Here is an 18,041-nt window from a genome sequence, read left to right on the forward strand (position 1 = left end):
GTCGGCAGCGCATCACGCCCCCGCGACGGGCCGGAGGGCGGCTCACGCCGATCGGTCATCCCGGCCGCAATGGCAGCCGCCGCCCTCGGCAGGGCCGCAGCCCGGGCGCTTCGGCCAGTAGCGGCGCAGCAGGAAGGCGCCGGCACCCGCCACCGCCAGCGCGACGACCGCGCCCTGCAGGACCGCACCCATCCTCACCCGCCCCCAAGCGCCAGCGCCACGCGATAGGTGATCAGCGCCGCCAGATAAGCGAGCGTGATCATGTAGGCGAACATCACCCCGGGCCACAGCCAGCTATTGGTCTCCCGCTTCACCACCGCGAGCGTCGAGGCGCATTGCGGCGCGAAGACGAACCAGGCGAGGAAAGCGAGCGCCGTCGCCATCGACCAATGCGAAGCGAGCGTCGGAGAAAGCGCGGCCGCGACCTCATCGCCTTCCGCCGCCACGGCATAGACGGTGCCGAGCGCGCCGACCGAGACCTCGCGCGCCGCCATCCCCGGGATCAGCGCGACGCCGATCTGCCAGTTGAAGCCGATCGGCGCCAGCACCGGCTCGATCGCATGGCCGATGCGCCCGGCGATGCTGTAGTCGATGGCCGGGTCCGTGGCCCCTTCCGGCGCGCCGGGGAAGGAGGAGAGGAACCAGATCAGGATCATCATCGCGAGGATGATGGTGCCGGCACGGCGGAGGAAGATCTGCGCCCGCAGCAGCACGTTCTGCGCGACGTTGCGCAGGCTCGGCAGCTTGTAGGAGGGCAGTTCCATCAGGAAGGGCTGCGCCGCGCTCCGCCAGAAGACGCGCCGGATGACCGTGGCCGCGATCAGCGCGAAGGCAATGCCGGCGGCGTAGAGGCCGAACATCACCAGCCCCTGCAGGCCGATGACGCCCCAGACCTGCCGGTCCGGGATGAAGGCCGCGATGATCAGCGTGTAGACCGGGATGCGCGCGGAGCAGGTCATCAGCGGCGCGACCAGGATCGTCGTCAGGCGATCGTGCCGGCTGTCGATCACGCGCGCCGACATGATGCCCGGAATGGCGCAGGCGAAGCTCGACAGCAGCGGGATGAAGGCGCGCCCGTGCAGCCCAGCGACGCCGAGCATGCGGTCCATCAGGAAGGCCGCACGCGCCATGTAGCCGAAGTCTTCGAGCAGGATGATGAACAGGAAGAGGATGACGATCTGCGGCAGGAAGACCAGCACGGAGCCGACGCCGGCGATGATCCCGTCGGCGATCAGGCTGCGCAGCAGCCCGTCTGGCAGGGTGGCCTTCACCAGCCCGCCAAGCGCGCCGAAGCCGGCATCGATCGCGTCCATCAGCGGCTGGGCCCAGGCGAAGACCGCCTGGAACATCAGGAACAGGATGACGAGCAGGATCAAGGTGCCGGCGACCGGGTGCAGCAGCACCGCGTCGATCCGCCCGGTCCAGGTGTCCGGCCGCTCCGGCGGCCGCACCGCCAGGCGATGGATGCGCGCCGCCTCGGCGTGCAGGCTGCGCAGAGCCTCGGCCGAGGCCGGCCGCCAGCCGGCCGGCGCCGGCGCGGCAAGCGCCGCCTGCTCCGCCGCCTCCAGCAGCGCATCGAGGCCACGGCGCCTGACCGCGACCGTGTCCACCACGGGCATGCCGAGTTCCCGCGACAGTGCCGCGCGATCGATGCGCAGGCCCTGCCGTTCGGCGATATCCACCATGTTGAGCGCCAGCACGAGTGGCCGGCCGGTCGCCTTCAGCTCCAGCAGCAGGCGCAGCGCCATGCGCAGGTTGGTCGCGTCCGCGACCGCGATCAGCGCGTCGGGCGCGGGCTCGTCCGCCCTGGCACCCAGCACCACGTCGCGCGTCACCTCCTCATCCGGGCTGCGGGCGCGCAGGCTGTAGGTACCGGGCAGGTCGACCAGCAGGGCACGCGCGCCAGAGGGCAGCGCGACGGCGCCGGTCTTCCGCTCGACCGTCACGCCGGCATAGTTCGCGACCTTCTGCCGCGCGCCGGTCAGCGCATTGAACAGCGCGGTCTTGCCGCAATTGGGATTGCCGAGCAGCGCCAGGCGCAACGGCCGGGTGCGGGGCGCGAGCGCGTCCATCAGCGGTCCCGCCGCACCAGCACCGCCCGCGCCTCCCGCCGGCGGAGCGCGACCCGCATCTCGTCAAGCGACACCGCGATCGGGTCGCGGCCGATCAGCCCCTCCATCAGCACCGCGAGGCGCGCGCCTTCGACAAAGCCCATCTCCAGCAGCCGCCGTTCCATCTCCTCGGCGCCGACGCCGTGATCCTCATGACCGTCCGGGTGCAACCCAGCGACGATGCCGCGCTGGCCGCGCCCCATCTCGCTCAGCCGGCAAAGCCCATCCTCAGTGCCAGGCGGGTCCTGGGCCATGGGCCTCTCCTGCGTGCGGTGCGGCGCGGATGTAGTTGCAACGCATTCGCATGTCGAGGCCGCAGGCCCGCCGAAGCGTAAGATGAACGCATTGTATGGCCGGGGATAACTGGCGCGGCCCTGCACCCGGCCACCCAGTGGCGGCGGGCGTCAGATGGGTCGTTTCCGCAGAGAGGGATCGGCGGCGAGCACCTCGGCCAGCCAGGGCACCACGCGCTCGGCGGCCGCATAGGCCAGATCGGCGCTGCCATAGGCAGCGCCGGCGAAGGACCCCACCGGCGTCCAGCGCCCGGCGTCCTCGGCATCGCGCCGGAATTCCTCGAAGCCGAAACTCGCATCCGACCGGCGGAACAGATCGACACAGCGGTCGTGCTCGGGATTCTCGATGCTCACGAAGACGACCCAGGACGGGTCGATACGCCGCGTCATGGCTGGCCCCTTCGCCATCCTGCACTCACGGCGAGCCGCTGGCAGTTTTCCGGGATCAAGGGTCGAGATGCCGTTTGGCCAGGCTAGAGCAGATGATGTTCGGATGGGAATCACCCGAACAGGTGCCAAGGCTCGTCAGGTTGGCGTGACTTTGGTGCCGCGTGTCTCGCCACCCTGCCTTCACTCGGAAACCGGCATGTCCTGGGGCAGAGCTTCCCGGTACTCCTCTCCCGTCCGGGCAACTCGCCCAAGTATAAGAACAAATCAAGAGCATTGAAAGCCGACGCCAGCACCACGCATCGGCCTCTTCCCGGGACGGCGCAGGCGGACGGCGGAAGGGGTTGCGGGGGCCTGGGGGAGCGGGTAGGAAGCGCGCCGCACCAGGACGCTGCCGTAGCTCAGTGGTAGAGCACTCCCTTGGTAAGGGAGAGGTCGAGAGTTCAATCCTCTCTGGCAGCACCATCCTTCCCCGGCATCGACCGGGCTCTCCGGTGCCTCCCTTTCGCCGATGATCCACGCCGTCCAGACCGGGCTGGACCGGCAGGACGCACGTCAGCGGGACGCCATCGCGCAAGTGGCACTCTCGACAGTCGATCAATTCAAAATCATACCGTAACCATCGAGGCTGACCGGTGGCGCGTCCGCGGCTTCCGCGCACGGAAGGTGAGGATGGGCGCCCGGCGCGCAGCCTCATGCTGGCTCATCGGCGGGGTGGTGGAATCATGCATTGGCTCGTCAGCGTGGGACTCTTCATCGCGGTCGCCTACGGGGCAGGCGCCATGCTGGGTGATGCGCCGAGTGATGCCTCGAGATCCTGGCTCTTCTGGTCCGGGCTCATCCTCGCGGTCGTCAGCTCGTGTGCGATGAAGATCAGCGGCCTGCAGCGAATCACCAGCCTTCTGCGGGACCTGCTCATCGGGGCCTGGCTGGGGTGGGGGCTGCGCAAGCTGGGCCTCGATCGGCCATGGGTCCTCCGGGCCTTCCGGTTCATCGGCTACGACGCCTCGCCCGACGCACAGGGCCAGGAGTTGCAACGCCGCGTGCTGTCATGGTCGCGCCTGAACGATGCCCTGCTCGTCCTCGGCTGGTTCGGCGCGGTGGTCGGCGTGGCCCTGGTCTGGGCCAGCCGATAGAGTCCCGGCCGGGCTGGTTCAGCCCGCCCGCTGCCTCAATGCGATTGCCCCTTCCCCGGCCCGGGTGCAGAACCCCGCCATGACCCAGGACAAGCCCCGCACCGCCAGCGAGGCCGAGCGCGCCGCGCGCGAGGCCGCCGCGCTTCGTGAGAATCTGCGCAAACGCAAGGCCCAGGCCCGCGCCCGCGCGGCCGCCCCAGCCCCCTCCGCCGAAGGCGACCCCGCCCCGCCCTCCGTGCCGGTTGCCCCACGCGACCCGACCGGCTAAGCCCGGCCGCACCGCAACACGGCTTGCCCGAGGCGCCCCATGGCCATCATGCCCGACAGCTGGATCCGCCGCATGGCGAAGGATCACGGCATGATCGACCCCTTCGTCGAAAGCCAGCGGCGCGAAGGGGTGATCAGCTACGGCCTCTCCTCCTATGGCTATGACAGCCGGGTCGCCGACGAGTTCAAGATCTTCACCAATGTCGACAACGCCGTCGTCGACCCGAAGCAGTTCTCGGACGCCGGATTCGTCACCCGCCAGGGCCCGGTCTGCATCATCCCGCCCAACTCCTTCGCGCTGGCCCATACCGTCGAGTATTTCCGCATCCCGCGGGACGTGCTGGTCATCTGCCTCGGCAAATCCACCTATGCCCGCTGCGGCCTGATCGTGAACGTCACGCCGCTGGAGCCGGAATGGGAAGGCCAGGTGACGATCGAGATCAGCAACACCACGCCGCTGCCCGCCAAGGTCTATGCCAACGAAGGCATCTGCCAGTTCCTGTTCCTCAAGGGCGAGAGCCCGCCCGAGGTCAGCTACGCGGACCGCGCCGGCAAATACATGGGGCAGCGCGGCGTGTCGCTGCCCAAGCTCTAGGACCGACCGATGGACCGCATCCGCATCCGCGGCGGCCGCCGCCTCGAAGGGCGCATCCCGGTCTCCGGCGCCAAGAACGCCGCGCTGCCGCTGATCGCCTGCGCGCTGCTCACCGATGAGCCGCTGGTGCTGACCAACACGCCCGACCTCGCCGATGTCGAGACCATGGGCAAGCTGATCGCCCAGCACGGCCTGACCGTCGAGCATGACAAGGCGCGCCGGACCCTGACGCTCGCCGGCCGCGCCACCAACCTCGAAGCGCCCTATGATCTGGTGCGCAAGATGCGGGCCTCGGTCCTCGTGCTCGGCCCGCTCACCGCGAAATACGGCCGCGCCCGCGTCTCGCTGCCCGGTGGCTGCGCCATCGGCACCCGTCCCGTTGACCTGCACCTGAAGGGGCTGGAGGCGATGGGCGCCACCATCACGGTCGAGAGCGGCTATATCGAGGCCGAGGCCCCCGATGGCGGCCTCAAGGGCACGCGCATCATCTTCCCGCAGGTCTCGGTCGGGGCCACCGAGAACCTGCTGATGGCGGCAGCGCTCGCCGATGGCGAGACCGAGCTGGTCAACGCCGCGCGCGAGCCCGAGATCGGCGACCTCGCGCGCTGCCTGATGGCGATGGGCGCCGATGTCGAGGGCATCGGCAGCGATCGGCTGCGCATCCGCGGCAGCACCCGCCTCTCCGGCGCGACGCACGGCATCATCCCCGACCGCATCGAGGCCGGCACCTTCGCCTGTGCCGCCGCCATCACCGGCGGTTCGCTGATCCTGGAAGGCGCCAGGCTCGATCATCTCGGTGCCGTCACCCGGGTGCTGCGCGATGCCGGCGTCGATGTGCGCGAGCATGCCGATGGCCTGATGGTCAGCCGCCTCAACGGCCTGCACGGCACCGACGTCTCGACCGAGCCTTTCCCCGGCTTCGCCACCGACATGCAGGCGCAGTTCATGGCGCTGATGTGCGTGGCCGAGGGTGCGGCGATGCTCACCGAGACGATCTTCGAGAACCGCTTCATGCATGTGCCGGAGCTCAACCGCATGGGCGCCCGCATCAACGTGCACGGCTCCTCCGCGATCGTGCGCGGCGTGGCCCGGCTCTCGGGCGCGCCGGTGATGGCGACCGACCTCCGCGCCTCGGTCTCGCTCATCCTCGCGGGGCTGGCGGCGAAGGGCGATACCGTCGTCAACCGCGTCTACCACCTTGACCGCGGTTATGAGCGGATCGAGGCGAAGCTGGCCGCCGTCGGCGCCGACGTGGCGCGGCTTTCGGGCTGACCCATGGATATGCCGAGCCCCCTCACCCCTGCGACGCCGGCCGATGCCGCGCCGGTCATCCTCGCCTTGCCCAAGGGCCGCATCCTCTCCGAGGTCGGCCCGGTGCTGGACCGCGCCGGCATCGTGCCGGCCACCGACTACGCCGATGAGGACAGCCGGCGGCTGCGCTTCCCGACCAATGATCCCGCGCTCGACGTGGTCCGCGTGCGGCCTTTCGACGTCGCGACCTTCGTGGCCCATGGCGCGGCGCAGATCGGCATCTGCGGCGCCGACGTGCTGATGGAATTCGACTACGCGGAGATCTACGCACCGCTCGACCTCGGCATCGGCCGCTGCCGCGTCTCGATCGCGGAACCGACGCCGCGCGAGCCGGACGAGGACACCGCCCGCTGGTCGCGCGTCACCGTCGCAACCAAGTACCCGAACATCGCCCAGCGCCATTTCGCCCAGCGCGGCATCCAGGCGGAGATCGTGCACCTGAACGGCGCGATGGAGCTCGCCCCCTCGCTTGGCCTCGCGAAGCTGATCGTCGACCTCGTGCAGACCGGCTCCACGCTCAAGGCGAATGGCCTGGTGGAGACCGAGGTGATCGCACCCGTCACCTCCCGCCTCATCGTCAACCGCACCGCGCTCAAGACGCGGCCAGAGGCTATCGGCGCCTGGATCGCGCGCTTCCGCGCCGCGCTCGCCGAGACCGCCGGGCTATGAAGCGCCTCGACACCAGCGCGGGTGATTTCGAGGCTGATTTCGCCGCGCTGCTCGATGATGCACGGGAGACGACCGCGCGCGTCGATGCCGCCGTCGCCGCCATCATCGCGGATGTCCGCGCACGTGGCGACGCGGCGCTGGTGGAACTCACCACCCGCTTCGACCGCTGGACGCCGCGCGATGCGGGGGCACTGCACGTCACCGAGGCCGAGATCGCCGCGGGCACCGCCGCGGTCGCGCCCGATTTGATGGAGGCTCTGGACCTCGCGGCCAGCCGCATCGAGGCCTTCCATGCCGCCCAGATGCCGAAGGACATCGCGTTGCACGACGCGGCGGGGCTGAAGCTCGGCCTGCGATGGGGCGCGCTCGACGCCGTCGGGCTCTATGTGCCCGGCGGCAAGGCGAGCTACCCGTCCTCCGTGCTGATGAACGCCATCCCGGCCCGCGTCGCCGGCGTCGGGCGGGTCGCGATCTGCGTGCCGACCCCGGACGGCGAACTCAACCCGCTGGTGCTCGCCGCCGCGCAGCGCGCTGGTGTCAGCGAGATCTGGCGCGTCGGCGGCGCCCAGGCGATTGCGGCGCTGGCCTGGGGCACCGAGAGCATCGCCCCTGTCGATCGCGTGGCCGGCCCCGGCAATGCCTATGTCGCGGAAGCCAAGCGCCAGGTCTTCGGCAGGGTCGGCATCGATTCCATCGCCGGCCCATCGGAGGTGGTTGTCATCGCCGATGCGGCGAACGACCCCGCGCATGTGGCGATGGACCTGCTCGCCCAGGCCGAGCATGACGAAAGCGCGCAGTCGATCCTGATCACCAATGACGCCGGCTTCGCCGATGCCGTGGCCGCTGCGGTCACCGCCGCGCTGCCGACGCTGCCCCGGGCCCCGATCGCGGGCGAGAGCTGGCGCCGCCACGGCGCCGTCATCCTGGTCCGCGACATGGCGGAGGCCGCAGCACTCGCGAACCTGCTGTCGCCCGAGCACCTGCAGATCATGACCGCGGATCCGCAGGCGCTCTTTGCCCGGATCCGCCATGCCGGCGCCGCCTTCCTCGGCCGTTTCTGCCCGGAGGCGGTCGGCGACTATGTCGCCGGCCCGAATCACGTGCTGCCGACCGGCCGCACCGCGCGCTTCGCCTCGGGCCTTTCGGTCTTCGACTTCCTGAAGCGCACCACCTGGGTCGAGGCCGACCGGGCCGCGCTCGGCAAGGTCGGGCCGGCCGCGGTCGCGCTCGCCCGTGCCGAGGGCCTGACTGCGCATGCGGAAAGCGTCGCGCTCCGCTTGCGGTGAAGCGACAAGCGGCGGCTTCCAGCGCTCCGCCGTTGCCTCGGCATCGTCTTCGCGGACAATCTGAGGCTGGGTCCGGCACGGATGAGCCAGCCGGACGCGGATCGCAACGGGAGACGGCGCCATGATCGGTCTCGACTGGGGCACCTCCAGCCTGCGTGCCTGGCGCTTCGCGCCCGATGGCGGCGTGCTGGCGCGGCGGGAGACGCCGCATGGCATCACCGCCCTGCCGGAAGGCGGCTTCCAGGCTGCCTTCGCCGCCGCGACCGGCGACTGGGTCGCGGATGGAGAGAAGCAGGCCTTGCTCTGCGGCATGGTCGGCAGCCGCCAGGGCTGGGTGGAAGCGCCCTACCTCCCCTGCCCGGCTGGCCCCGCCGAGATCGCCGCCGCCGCCGTGCCGCTGCCGATCACGGGTATCAGCGCCATGCTGGTCCCGGGCCTCACCTGCCGCGATGCCGATGGCGTGCCGGAGGTGATGCGGGGCGAGGAGACGAAGCTGGTCGCGCTGCTGGCCCGCATCGGCGCACGGGAGGCGACGCTCTGCTCCCCCGGCACCCATGCGAAATGGGCCCGCGTCGCCGACGGACGCATCCAGGGCTTCGCGACCCACATGACGGGGGAGGTCTTCGCCGCCCTCTCCCGCCACACCATCCTGCGCCACAGCCTGGAGGATGCGCCGCTCGGCCAAGGCATCCCGCCCGGCTTCGCCGCAGGCCTCGCGCAGTCGAAGCGCTCGGGCGGGCTGCTGCACCAGATCTTCGGCCTGCGGACCCGCAGCCTGATGGGCGAGATCGAGCAGCGGGAGGGGGCGGGCTTCCTCTCCGGCCTGCTGATCGGGCGCGAGGTGACCGCGGTGCTGGAGCTGGGCGTTGCGCCGCCGATTGTCATTGCCGGCGCCGACCATCTTGCCCGGCTATACGCCGCAGCCCTCGATTCCTGGGACATACCGAATGAAAGCGCCGGCGCCGACCTGGCGGCGGAGGGGCTCACCGTGATCGGCCGTCAGCTCGGCATGCTGCCGGCATGAGCGCGCTCGTTGAAGCGCTGGCGCGCTGCCCGCTGGTCGCCATCCTGCGTGGCATCCATCCGGAGGAGGCGGAGGGTGTCGGTGCCGCGCTGGCCGGCGGCGGCTTCAGCGTCATCGAGGTGCCGCTCAATTCCCCGAACCCGATGGCGAGCATCGCGACCCTCGCCCGGCGCTATGGCGACCGCGCGCTGATCGGCGCCGGCACCGTGACGACGGAGCAGGAGGTGGCGGCGGTCGCGGCGGCCGGGGGCCGCTTGATCGTCACCCCGCATGCCGACCCCGCCATCGTCCGCGCTGCCAAGGCGCAGGGCCTCATCGCCGTTCCCGGCTTCTTCACCCCCGGCGAGGCCTTCGCACTGCTCGCCGCCGGCGCCGATGGGCTGAAGCTCTTCCCGGCTGAGGCCGCCTCGCCCGCCGTGCTGCGCGCGCTGCTGGCGGTGCTGCCGAAGGGCACGCCGGTGCTGCCGGTCGGCGGCATGGACGCGATGACGATCCCGGCCTGGCGCGCCGCCGGCGCTGCCGGCTTCGGCATCGGCTCCGCGCTCTACAAGCCGGGCGATACGCCGCAGGTGGTGGCGGCAAAGGCGGCCACCCTGCTGGACGCCCTGTAGCCACCGGTTCCGGGGGCGTAGCCCCGGTAGGGAGCGGAAGGGACGGCGCCCTCGCATCCACCTGCGGGTTTGCATTACCCTCCGCCGGACGGCTTCCTGGGGGAAACATGATGACCATGCGCCGCACCCTGCTCGGCTCCGCGCTCGCGGCGCCGGTGCTGCTGCGTCCTGCCGCGCTGCGTGCGCAGGAGGTGACGCTCAGGCTGCATCACTTCCTTCCCGCCGTCTCCAATGTGCACCGGCATTTCCTGCAGCCATGGGCGCGCAAGGTGCAGGATGACAGCGGCAACCGCATCCGCATCCAGATCTTTCCCGCAATGCAGTTGGGCGGCGCGCCGCCGCAGCTCTATGACCAGGCACGGGATGGGGTCGTGGACATCGCCTGGACCCTGCCTGGCTATACCCCCGGCCGCTTCCCGCGCATCGAGGTATTCGAGCTGCCCTTCGTCGCGGACCGCCGTGCCGCGCCGAATGCCCGCGCGACCCAGGCGCTGGTCTCCGGCCCGATCGCGGAGGAGTTCCGTGACGTCCATGTGATCTGCGCCTGGAGCCATGACGGCGGCCTCATTCATGCCAAGCGCGAGGTGAAGACGCTCGAGGACCTGCGTGGCCTCAAGCTCCGCTTCCCGACACGCCAGGCGGGGGAGGCGCTGCGCGCCCTCGGCGCCGCGCCGGTCGGCCTGCCGGTGCCGCAGGTGCCGGAAGCCCTCAGCCAGGGCGTCATCGACGGCGCCGTGGTGCCGTGGGAGGTGGTGCCCTCGATCCGCCTGCAGGAAATGGTGCGCCACCACACGGAGATCCCGGGCAGCCCGACCCTCTATGTCGCTTCCATGCTGCTCGTGATGAACCCCGCGAAATATGCGGCGCTGTCGCCGGAGGCGAAGCGGGCGCTCGACGCCAATAGCGGCGATGTCGGCTCCCAGCTCGCGGCGCGGGTCTGGGACGAGCAGGGGCCGGTGGTGGCGGAGGCGGCGCGCCGCCGCGGCAATGCCATCATCGAGATCACGACCGAGGAACGCGCGCGCTGGCAGCGCGCGACGCAACCTGTCATCGACACCTGGCTCGCGCAGATGCGCGAACGCGGCATCGATGGTGGCGCCTTGCTGGAGGAAGCGCGCACCGCGCTCGCGCGCGGCGCGTGAGCGGCGGCATCGCGCGTGCCTCCCGGGCGCTGGCGCTCGCCGGCGGAGCGGTGCTGGTCGCTGTCGCAGTGCTGACGCTGGTCTCGGTACTGCTGCGCTGGCTCACCTCACAGCCGGTGCGTGGCGACGTGGAGCTGGTCTCGCTCGGTGCCGGTGTCGCGGTGTTCGGCTTCTTCGCCCATGGCACCTTCGCGCGCGCCAACATCATCGTGGACAGCGTCACCACCTGGCTGCCGCGGCGCGCGAATGAGCTGCTCGACGCCTTCTGGTCCCTCGCCTGGGCCGCGACCATCGCGCTTCTCGCCTGGCGCGGCGCGGTCGGCGCGAAGGAGGCGCTGCGCGACCACAGCCTGACCATGGGTATGCTCGGAGTACCGATCTTCTGGGCGGTCGGCTTCGGCGCGCTCTGCTTCGCGGTGACCGCGCTCGCGGCCCTGCTCTGGGCCGGGCGCCTGCTGCGCGGGCGCGCCTAATGGCCGATGAATTCCTGGTCGCCAGCACCGGCTTCGCCGTGCTGCTCGGACTGATCGCGCTGCGCGCGCCGATCGGCCTCGCGATGCTGCTCGCCGGCGCCGCCGGCTATGTCCACATCCTCGATACCGCGGCGCTGCTGCAGTACCTGAAGAGCACGCCCTATTTCCTGTTCGCGAACTACACGCTCTCGGTCATTCCGCTGTTTATCCTCATGGGTGCGCTGGCGGAGCGCGGCGGCCTGGCGCGGGACCTGTTCACGGCGGCAAGCGCCTTGATCGGCCACCGGCGCGGCGGGCTCGCGATGGGGGTGATCGGCGCCTGCGCCTGCTTCGGCGCGGTCTGCGGCAGCTCGGTCGCGACCACCGCGACCTTCGGCCGTGCCGCGCTGCCGGAGCTTCGCCGCCATCGCTACGCGCCGGGCTTCGCCTCCGGCGTCATCGCGGTCGGCGGCACGCTCGGCATCCTGATCCCACCTTCGGTGATCTTGGTCGTCTATGCGATCAGCACCGAGCAGAACATCGCCAAGCTGTTCATGGCGGCGCTGCTGCCGGGCCTGCTCGCGACCGCGCTCTACATCGCGACGATCGCGATCCTGTCGCGGCTGCGGCCTGGGGACATGCCGCCGGCCGCGCCGATCGACGCCGCCGAGCGGCGCGCCGCGTTCCGCAACGTGATCCCGGTGCTGCTGATTGCGCTGGTCGTGGTCGGCGGCATCTATGGCGGCGTCTTCACGCCGACCGAGAGTGCCGGCATCGGCTGCGTCGCGGTGCTCGCGGTCGGTCTCGCGCGCCGGACGCTTCCCGGCAGTGCGATCCGGGAGGCGCTGCTGGCGACAGCCGAGACCACCGCGATGATCTTCGCAATCCTGCTGGGCGCCGAAGTGTTCAATGCCTTCCTGGCGCTGTCCCAGGCACCGGACCTGCTGGCGGTCTGGATCACCGAGCAGGGCTACCCCGCCTATGGCGTGCTGGCGCTGCTGCTGTTCGCTTACATCGTGCTCGGCGCCGTCATGGACGAGTTGGCGATGATCCTGCTGACTTTGCCGGTGTTCTTCCCGGTGATCACCGCGCTCGATTTCGGCCTGACGCCGGAGGAGACGGCGATCTGGTTCGGCATCCTGGTGCTGGCCGTGGTCGGCATCGGCCTGACGGCGCCGCCGATCGGGCTGAACGTCTTCGTCGTCTCCGGCCTGGCGCGCGACGTGCCGATCGCCGCCACCTATCGCGGCGTGTTGCCATTCCTCGTCGCAGACCTGATCCGCTTGATGATCTGCGTGATGGCGCCGGGATTATCACTTTGGCTGGTCAGATTGCTGACCTAGAGCATGATGCGTTCGCAAGTGCTCACGCATCATGCTCCAGGACCTTGTTCGATCGCGTGATTCAGACCTTTCGGCGATTCCGCCTCAGGTCGTCACGCTCTAGCCACGCGGCCGCAGGCCGCCACCAGAAAGGCCGGGCTGCGAGGCGCAGCCGATCCAGACCGAGCCGCGAATACGGCCCGCGCGCGACCAACAGCCGCGCCGGCGCCCTGACAGCGCGCAAGCCAAGCGCACGGATGCGCACGCCGGCGCCTGAGGACAAGACTACTGCGCTGCCGGTGGAACCACTGGCAGCGCCGCCGTATAAGCTTCGATGCGCAGTGTGTCGTTGCGCATGATGGAGACGCGGCCATTGGCGGCGTAGCGGGTGCTGCCGTCCTGCGCGCGGCCGACCGTGTAGCGCCACGCGCTGATCTGGCCGTTCGCCGCCAGGGCACGGCCGATGCGGTCCACGGTCGGGCCCTGGCCCAGCGCATCGAGCTCGGCCGTGGTCAGGCCGATGGTCACGGTGTCGCGCGGGCCGACCACCTGGAACAGCGTGACAGCCGGCGACTGCGCGGAGGCAGGCGCAATCGCGGCGACGGCCAGGGCCGCACCGAGGAGGCGGCGGGAGGGAAGCAGCATGGGAACGTCTCCTGAATGCGCCTTATTGGAACGCAACGGCAACGTACTGCCGCGATGCCTGCACCGCAATAGTGCCGTGCGCCGACGAACGGACCGCGATCCGCGTCGAGTGACGTTCGGCACATGCTTGATCGGGATCCCCGACGTCGTTCATACCCGACGCAAGTATGCGGGATGCGGCGAAGGTCGCGCTCCGCGTGCAGTCGCCAGACCGACAAGAGGGATCCGCCATGAAGACACGCGCCGCCGTCGCCTGGGCCGCCGGCAAGCCGCTTTCCGTCGAGACCATCGAGATCGGTGGGCCGCAGCCGGGCGAGGTGCTGGTCGAGGTGATGGCGACCGGCATCTGCCACACCGACCAGTACACCCTCTCCGGCAAGGACCCCGAGGGCATCTTCCCCGCGATCCTCGGCCATGAAGGCGCCGGCGTGGTGCGGGAGGTCGGCGCCGGCGTCACCTCGCTGAAGCCGGGCGACCACGTGATCCCGCTCTACACGCCGGAATGCCGGCAATGCAAAACCTGCCTCTCCCGCCGCTCCAACCTCTGCACCGCGATCCGCGCGACGCAGGGCCGCGGCGTGATGCCGGACGGCACCAGCCGCTTCTCCTGCGATCAGGGCACCGTCTTCCACTACATGGGCTGCTCGACCTTCGCGAACTTCACCATCCTGCCGGAGATCGCGCTGGCGAAAGTCCGCGAAGACGCGCCCTTCGACAAGATCTGCTATATCGGCTGCGGGGTGACGACCGGTATCGGCGCCGTCATCAACACCGCCAAGGTCTGGCCCGGCGCCAATGTCGCGGTCTTCGGGCTCGGCGGCATCGGCCTCAATGTCTTGCAAGCGGCGCGCATGGTCGGCGCCGACAAGATCATCGGCGTCGACCTCAACCCCGCCCGCGTGCCGATGGCGAAAAAATTCGGCATGACCGACTTCATCAATCCGAGCGAGATCGGCGTGGACAAGGTGGTGCAGGCGATCGTCGACCTCACGGGCGGCGGCGCCGACTTCTCCTTCGAATGCATCGGCAATGTGAACGTCATGCGCCAAGCGCTGGAATGCACCCATCGCGGCTGGGGCGAGAGCATCATCATCGGCGTCGCGGCGGCCGGGCAGGAGATCAGCACCCGCCCCTTCCAGCTCGTCACCGGCCGCAACTGGCGCGGCACCGCCTTCGGCGGCGCGCGCGGCCGCACCGACGTGCCGCGGATCGTTGACTGGTACATGGAGGGGAAGATCGAGATCGACAGCCTGATCACCCACACCATGCCGCTCGAGGAGATCAACCGCGGGTTCGAGCTGATGGAGAAGGGCGAAAGCATCCGCTCCGTCGTGGTCTACTGAAGCGGGCCCCAATCCCGGGGCAGACGATGCCTGCCCCGGGGAAACGGCCTGCGCTACTGCGCCTGGATACCGCTCGCGGTCATGACGGCGCGAATTAATCCGGCCGGATTCCGGCCTCCGTCACCAGCGTCGCCCAGCGTCGAACCTCGTCCTGCATGAAGCGGGCGCTGCGCTGCTCGTCCCAGCCGAGCAGCTCGAATCCGCCATCTTCGGCGCGGGCGCGCAGCCCTGGATCGCGGAGTGCCGCCTGCACGGCGCCGGCGATCGCGCCGCGCACCGGCGCCGGCGTCGCGGCCGGCACCATCATCCCGGTCCAGTTGCCGATCACCAGCGCCGGCATGCCTGCCTCGGCCGTCGTCGGCACCTCGGGGATCAGCCCGTGGCGCCGTTCCGCGGTGACGGCCAGAGCCCGCAGCCGTCCAGCACGGATCTGCGCCAGCACCTCCGGCAGGTTGCCGACCACCATCTGCACATGGCCCGCGACCAGGTCGGTGATCGCCGGCGCGCCGCCGCGATAGGGCACATGCAAAAGCCCCTCCCCGGCCGCGGCCGCGCGGCGGAACAGCTCGAGCCCGAGATGCGGCGGCGTGCCATTGCCGGAGGAGGCGGCGCTGACCCGCTGCGTCCGCGCCATGGCGGCCAACCCCGCGAGGTCGCGCGCCGGGCTCTCCGCCCCGACGCAGACCACGAGCGGCAGCGAGCCGATGACGGAGACCGCGGCGAGGTCGCGCAGCAGGTCATAGGGGGCGTTCGGGAACAGCGCGACATTGACCGTATGGGTCATGGTCATGGCGAGCAGCGTGTGCCCGTCAGGTGCGGCGCGAGCCACCGCCTCGGCGCCGATCATGGCATTGCCGCCGGCGCGGTTCTCCACGACCACCGGCCGGTCCCAATGGGCGGCGAGCCGCTCCGCGACCAGGCGGGCCATGATGTCGGTGAGGCCACCGGGTGGGAAGGGCACGATGTAACGCAGCGGGCGGTCGGGAAAGCCGCCCTGCGCCAGGACGGGCGCAGCGGCCAGGGCGGCAGGCAGGGCCAAAAGCCCGCGGCGATGAATCATGGCGCTCCCTCCGGCCGCGCCTGCCCTCGCGGCGGCGCCGGCTCGGCCATGAGCTTGCCGGAGCGCCGCGCCGCGCAGCAAGCGCGGCGCAGGAACGGATCAGCGAGCCTCGGCCAGCTCCAGGTGCTGGGCGCCGTTGCGGCGCAGCCGCGCGAGCTGAGAGGTGCCGCAGCCGCGATTGGCGAAGATGGTGCTGTTGGGCTCCACCGCCTCGATCTTGCCGCGCACGCGGCAGACATAGGTCGCGACATTGCTCGGTGAGGCGCCGTGCCAGCGCCGCAGCACCTCCGCCCAGTCGCCGCTCCGCTCGTAATTGGTGCGCAGGAACTGCGCGGCCCAGTCCGCCGCCGCCCAGGGATCGAGCGGCCAGACCTCGCCCCGCGCATGCACGCGGGCGTTGATCTGCAGGCAGCCGGCCATGACGTAGCTGCGGTTGGCGGCGCCGCGCAGCAGGCGCTCGGCCTCCTGCCGGCTCTCCGGGAAGCTCGCGCGGCCATTGATATTGAGCGCATGGGCATGCAGCCCGGATTCGTTCAGCCCGATCGCGACCAGCAGCCCGGGCGGCAGGCCGTAGCGCGCCTCGGTGGTGCGGAGCGCGTCGAGGCAGGCGGCGCGCGGGGTGCCGGCGGGGGCCACCGCCTCATCGGTCAGGGCCGGGATAGTCGGCATCGCCGCCCAGGGGGGGGTCTCAGCGGCGGCGGGCGTCTGGGCAGGGCGAGCGGCGCCAGTAGTCGCGGCAGGGCGCCGCGCGGCGCCGGAGGCGTGGGCGGTGCCGGCGGTCAGGCCGATCGCCAGCAGTCCAATGCCGAAGAGGGCAGCCAGGCCGTGCAGGCGGTCGTGAAAGCCCCTGGCGAGCCCCCCGAAGCGGTTCAATGTCATCCGGCGTCGCATCGCGCGCGCCGTCCTCGCGGTTGGCCTCAGCCCGAGGCCACAGGATCCGAGGTGCTGGCTGCCCCGCCGCATTGCGCGCTGGGACGTCGCCACGTGCCGTCGCCGGGGGGGCTTCAGCGTACCGCTCGCGCTCGTCATGGCGTGGCCCGTAAACACGGCGCACGGAACTGTCAAACAGCGAAGAGGTGAAACCCCCAGTCACTCACTCGGATTTGGAGGTTGTGGCAGGATTGGGGCAAAGTCTCCGGAAGTATTGAATACTTATACTGACGGGACTTCCGGCCTGTTCTTTCAGTTTTCGCCACCTGTTTTTCAGTAAGATCGGCGCCCTGGCCAAAGCGCCGATTCCGGCGGCTTTTTTTCTGGTCGGCACAATCGGGCAGCCAGGTTGACACCGCCAGGAGCTTCGCGCCGGCCCTGTGCAGGAAGGGTTGCGGCCTCTGCCGGATGTGCGCTCAGCGCGGCCGAGCCACCGGAGCCACCCGGCGCCCGGACCGGCGGTCGGGAAGCTCCGGCCCGTTGGCATGGTGGGAGGACTGGAGGTGTCCTCAGCGCCCTGCCAGGGCCAGGGCGAGCCGCTTCAGCCCCAGCGCCTGCTGGCGGAACCAGCCCCCGGTCACCAGCCCCTCCGGCGCGTCCGGGTCCCCGGTTTCGGGATAGACGTCCCGCCGGAAGTCGGCAGTGCCGAAGATCCAGTCCCAGACCGGCAGCAGCACCGCGTAGTTCTTGCCCGACTGCCCGACCGAGAGCACCCCGTGATGCACCCGGTGGAATCGCGGCGAGACGATCAGCCGCTCCCCCACGCTGCCATAGGACAGCCGCACATTGGCGTGGCTCATCGCCTCCGCGATGCGCAGGATCAGAAGGATCACCGGGAACTGCCCGAGCGGCACGCCGATCAGCAGCGCCAGCGCGCCGAACCAGAGGGCGGCGATGACATCGTCCAGGATGTGGTTGCGGTCGTCGGTCCAGAAGGTCATCTGGCGCTGCGCGTGATGCACCGAATGCAGCGCCCACCACCAGCCGAAGCGGTGCTGGAAGCGGTGGCGCCAGTACTCCCCGAAATCCAGCACCACGACATAGGCGGCGAGCGCCAGCAGCGGGTACTCGCGCAGCACCGGGAAGATCGTCTCGAGCGTCGGCGGCACGAAGCCAGTATCGGCGATCAGCCCGTCGAGCCGGCTCTGCGCCCCGTTCAGCAGCACGAAGGCGAGCAGCGGCAGCACGCCGACGCGGGCCAGCAGCGTGTAGATCATGTCGGTATAGACCGGCCCGCGCCCCGGCCAGCGCTCCACCGGCATCGCCGCCTCCAGCGGCCGGCAGACCACGTAGGAGATGACGATGCCAATTAGCCCGAAGATCGCGAAATCGAGCCATTGATAGAGGTCGTCGGCGTAGTCCATCAGCCCGAGCGCATAGAGGGCGGGCTGCAGCGCCTCCGTGTAGAGCCAGCCGGTGAGCTGGGAATAGGCGGTGTCGAGATGGCCGAACATACG

General features: G+C 70.4%; 20 protein-coding genes and 1 tRNA gene. 13 read left to right on the forward strand and 8 right to left on the reverse strand.

The window, feature by feature from the left end:
• Positions 1-42 precede the first annotated feature (42 nt).
• The 4 genes from GXW71_RS04145 to GXW71_RS04160 form a co-directional block, all read right to left on the reverse strand.
• The gene (locus GXW71_RS04145) at positions 43-192 is read right to left on the reverse strand and encodes a hypothetical protein (RefSeq protein WP_211851141.1); all 150 of its coding nucleotides are present in this window, start codon (positions 190-192) and stop codon (positions 43-45) included.
• 2 nt (positions 193-194) lie between these two features.
• The gene (gene feoB / locus GXW71_RS04150) at positions 195-2,072 is read right to left on the reverse strand and encodes a ferrous iron transport protein B (RefSeq protein ID WP_211851142.1); all 1,878 of its coding nucleotides are present in this window, start codon (positions 2,070-2,072) and stop codon (positions 195-197) included.
• Complete coding sequence (locus GXW71_RS04155) at positions 2,072-2,365, reverse strand: FeoA family protein (RefSeq protein ID WP_246526266.1); 294 nt, start codon at positions 2,363-2,365, stop codon at positions 2,072-2,074. Before GXW71_RS04155 ends, feoB begins: the two co-directional genes overlap by 1 nt.
• A gap of 150 nt (positions 2,366-2,515) precedes the next feature.
• The gene (locus GXW71_RS04160; protein WP_211851143.1) at positions 2,516-2,794 is read right to left on the reverse strand and encodes a hypothetical protein; all 279 of its coding nucleotides are present in this window, start codon (positions 2,792-2,794) and stop codon (positions 2,516-2,518) included.
• A 387-nt stretch (positions 2,795-3,181) separates the two neighbouring features.
• Between GXW71_RS04160 and GXW71_RS04165 the strand changes: the two genes are divergently transcribed.
• The 12 genes from GXW71_RS04165 to GXW71_RS04220 all read left to right on the forward strand — a co-directional run bounded on the left by GXW71_RS04165 (position 3,182) and on the right by GXW71_RS04220 (position 12,627).
• Positions 3,182-3,256 (forward strand) — tRNA-Thr (locus tag GXW71_RS04165).
• 260 nt (positions 3,257-3,516) lie between these two features.
• On the forward strand, positions 3,517-3,927 hold the full coding sequence (locus GXW71_RS04170; protein ID WP_211851144.1) for a hypothetical protein: 411 nt from the start codon (positions 3,517-3,519) through the stop codon (positions 3,925-3,927).
• A 79-nt stretch (positions 3,928-4,006) separates the two neighbouring features.
• On the forward strand, positions 4,007-4,195 hold the full coding sequence (locus tag GXW71_RS04175) for a hypothetical protein (protein WP_211851145.1): 189 nt from the start codon (positions 4,007-4,009) through the stop codon (positions 4,193-4,195).
• Positions 4,196-4,234: 39 nt separating this feature from the next.
• Positions 4,235-4,789 (forward strand): dCTP deaminase, encoded by a 555-nt coding sequence (gene dcd, locus GXW71_RS04180; protein WP_211851146.1) that lies wholly within the window; start codon positions 4,235-4,237, stop codon positions 4,787-4,789.
• A gap of 9 nt (positions 4,790-4,798) precedes the next feature.
• The gene (murA, locus tag GXW71_RS04185) at positions 4,799-6,061 is read left to right on the forward strand and encodes a UDP-N-acetylglucosamine 1-carboxyvinyltransferase (RefSeq protein WP_211851147.1); all 1,263 of its coding nucleotides are present in this window, start codon (positions 4,799-4,801) and stop codon (positions 6,059-6,061) included.
• Positions 6,062-6,064: 3 nt separating this feature from the next.
• Positions 6,065-6,769, forward strand: coding sequence for an ATP phosphoribosyltransferase (gene hisG, locus GXW71_RS04190; protein WP_211851148.1), 705 nt, complete (start codon positions 6,065-6,067; stop codon positions 6,767-6,769).
• On the forward strand, positions 6,766-8,055 hold the full coding sequence (gene hisD, locus GXW71_RS04195; protein WP_211851149.1) for a histidinol dehydrogenase: 1,290 nt from the start codon (positions 6,766-6,768) through the stop codon (positions 8,053-8,055). The genes hisG and hisD overlap by 4 nt, the downstream gene beginning before the upstream one ends.
• 121 nt (positions 8,056-8,176) lie before the next feature.
• Positions 8,177-9,079: a 2-dehydro-3-deoxygalactonokinase gene (locus GXW71_RS04200; RefSeq protein WP_211851150.1), complete on the forward strand. Its 903-nt coding sequence runs from the start codon at positions 8,177-8,179 to the stop codon at positions 9,077-9,079.
• The gene (locus GXW71_RS04205) at positions 9,076-9,690 is read left to right on the forward strand and encodes a 2-dehydro-3-deoxy-6-phosphogalactonate aldolase (RefSeq protein WP_211851151.1); all 615 of its coding nucleotides are present in this window, start codon (positions 9,076-9,078) and stop codon (positions 9,688-9,690) included. Before GXW71_RS04200 ends, GXW71_RS04205 begins: the two co-directional genes overlap by 4 nt.
• A gap of 116 nt (positions 9,691-9,806) precedes the next feature.
• Positions 9,807-10,832: a TRAP transporter substrate-binding protein gene (locus GXW71_RS04210; RefSeq protein ID WP_246526267.1), complete on the forward strand. Its 1,026-nt coding sequence runs from the start codon at positions 9,807-9,809 to the stop codon at positions 10,830-10,832.
• Positions 10,829-11,305 carry a TRAP transporter small permease gene (locus tag GXW71_RS04215; protein WP_211851153.1) on the forward strand — a complete coding sequence of 159 codons (477 nt, stop codon included), beginning with the start codon at positions 10,829-10,831 and terminating at the stop codon, positions 11,303-11,305. The genes GXW71_RS04210 and GXW71_RS04215 overlap by 4 nt, the downstream gene beginning before the upstream one ends.
• Positions 11,305-12,627, forward strand: coding sequence for a TRAP transporter large permease (locus tag GXW71_RS04220; RefSeq protein WP_211851154.1), 1,323 nt, complete (start codon positions 11,305-11,307; stop codon positions 12,625-12,627). The genes GXW71_RS04215 and GXW71_RS04220 overlap by 1 nt, the downstream gene beginning before the upstream one ends.
• 264 nt (positions 12,628-12,891) lie before the next feature.
• Here the strand turns inward: GXW71_RS04220 and GXW71_RS04225 are convergent, their stop codons facing one another.
• Positions 12,892-13,251: a hypothetical protein gene (locus GXW71_RS04225; protein ID WP_211851155.1), complete on the reverse strand. Its 360-nt coding sequence runs from the start codon at positions 13,249-13,251 to the stop codon at positions 12,892-12,894.
• 230 nt (positions 13,252-13,481) lie between these two features.
• Between GXW71_RS04225 and GXW71_RS04230 the strand changes: the two genes are divergently transcribed.
• Complete coding sequence (locus GXW71_RS04230) at positions 13,482-14,594, forward strand: S-(hydroxymethyl)glutathione dehydrogenase/class III alcohol dehydrogenase (protein WP_211851156.1); 1,113 nt, start codon at positions 13,482-13,484, stop codon at positions 14,592-14,594.
• Between the two features lie 94 nt (positions 14,595-14,688).
• Here GXW71_RS04230 and GXW71_RS04235 read toward each other — a convergent pair whose 3' ends face one another.
• From GXW71_RS04235 to GXW71_RS04245, 3 genes are all read right to left on the reverse strand, one after another.
• The gene (locus GXW71_RS04235; protein WP_211851157.1) at positions 14,689-15,654 is read right to left on the reverse strand and encodes a Bug family tripartite tricarboxylate transporter substrate binding protein; all 966 of its coding nucleotides are present in this window, start codon (positions 15,652-15,654) and stop codon (positions 14,689-14,691) included.
• Between the two features lie 99 nt (positions 15,655-15,753).
• Complete coding sequence (locus GXW71_RS04240; RefSeq protein WP_246526268.1) at positions 15,754-16,545, reverse strand: lysozyme family protein; 792 nt, start codon at positions 16,543-16,545, stop codon at positions 15,754-15,756.
• 548 nt (positions 16,546-17,093) lie between these two features.
• Positions 17,094-18,038 (reverse strand): sterol desaturase family protein, encoded by a 945-nt coding sequence (locus GXW71_RS04245; RefSeq protein ID WP_211851158.1) that lies wholly within the window; start codon positions 18,036-18,038, stop codon positions 17,094-17,096.
• Positions 18,039-18,041 lie beyond the last annotated feature (3 nt).

The organism is Plastoroseomonas hellenica, from assembly GCF_018129085.1.
Lineage (GTDB): Bacteria > Pseudomonadota > Alphaproteobacteria > Acetobacterales > Acetobacteraceae > Plastoroseomonas > Plastoroseomonas hellenica.

Excerpts from the sequence above, each read along its gene's own strand:
- GXW71_RS04235 (WP_211851157.1), bottom strand. The coding sequence starts at position 15,654 with ATGATTCATCGCCGCGGGCTTTTGGCCCTGCCTGCCGCCCTGGCCGCT.
- GXW71_RS04145 (WP_211851141.1), bottom strand. The coding sequence starts at position 192 with ATGGGTGCGGTCCTGCAGGGCGCGGTCGTCGCGCTGGCGGTGGCGGGT.
- GXW71_RS04225 (WP_211851155.1), bottom strand. The coding sequence starts at position 13,251 with ATGCTGCTTCCCTCCCGCCGCCTCCTCGGTGCGGCCCTGGCCGTCGCC.
- GXW71_RS04170 (WP_211851144.1), top strand. The coding sequence starts at position 3,517 with ATGCATTGGCTCGTCAGCGTGGGACTCTTCATCGCGGTCGCCTACGGG.
- GXW71_RS04220 (WP_211851154.1), top strand. The coding sequence starts at position 11,305 with ATGGCCGATGAATTCCTGGTCGCCAGCACCGGCTTCGCCGTGCTGCTC.
- GXW71_RS04155 (WP_246526266.1), bottom strand. The coding sequence starts at position 2,365 with ATGGCCCAGGACCCGCCTGGCACTGAGGATGGGCTTTGCCGGCTGAGC.
- hisD (WP_211851149.1), top strand. The coding sequence starts at position 6,766 with ATGAAGCGCCTCGACACCAGCGCGGGTGATTTCGAGGCTGATTTCGCC.
- GXW71_RS04200 (WP_211851150.1), top strand. The coding sequence starts at position 8,177 with ATGATCGGTCTCGACTGGGGCACCTCCAGCCTGCGTGCCTGGCGCTTC.
- GXW71_RS04160 (WP_211851143.1), bottom strand. The coding sequence starts at position 2,794 with ATGACGCGGCGTATCGACCCGTCCTGGGTCGTCTTCGTGAGCATCGAG.
- GXW71_RS04210 (WP_246526267.1), top strand. The coding sequence starts at position 9,807 with ATGCGCCGCACCCTGCTCGGCTCCGCGCTCGCGGCGCCGGTGCTGCTG.
- murA (WP_211851147.1), top strand. The coding sequence starts at position 4,799 with ATGGACCGCATCCGCATCCGCGGCGGCCGCCGCCTCGAAGGGCGCATC.
- dcd (WP_211851146.1), top strand. The coding sequence starts at position 4,235 with ATGGCCATCATGCCCGACAGCTGGATCCGCCGCATGGCGAAGGATCAC.
- hisG (WP_211851148.1), top strand. The coding sequence starts at position 6,065 with ATGGATATGCCGAGCCCCCTCACCCCTGCGACGCCGGCCGATGCCGCG.
- GXW71_RS04245 (WP_211851158.1), bottom strand. The coding sequence starts at position 18,038 with ATGTTCGGCCATCTCGACACCGCCTATTCCCAGCTCACCGGCTGGCTC.
- GXW71_RS04205 (WP_211851151.1), top strand. The coding sequence starts at position 9,076 with ATGAGCGCGCTCGTTGAAGCGCTGGCGCGCTGCCCGCTGGTCGCCATC.
- feoB (WP_211851142.1), bottom strand. The coding sequence starts at position 2,072 with ATGGACGCGCTCGCGCCCCGCACCCGGCCGTTGCGCCTGGCGCTGCTC.
- GXW71_RS04240 (WP_246526268.1), bottom strand. The coding sequence starts at position 16,545 with ATGCGACGCCGGATGACATTGAACCGCTTCGGGGGGCTCGCCAGGGGC.
- GXW71_RS04230 (WP_211851156.1), top strand. The coding sequence starts at position 13,482 with ATGAAGACACGCGCCGCCGTCGCCTGGGCCGCCGGCAAGCCGCTTTCC.
- GXW71_RS04175 (WP_211851145.1), top strand. The coding sequence starts at position 4,007 with ATGACCCAGGACAAGCCCCGCACCGCCAGCGAGGCCGAGCGCGCCGCG.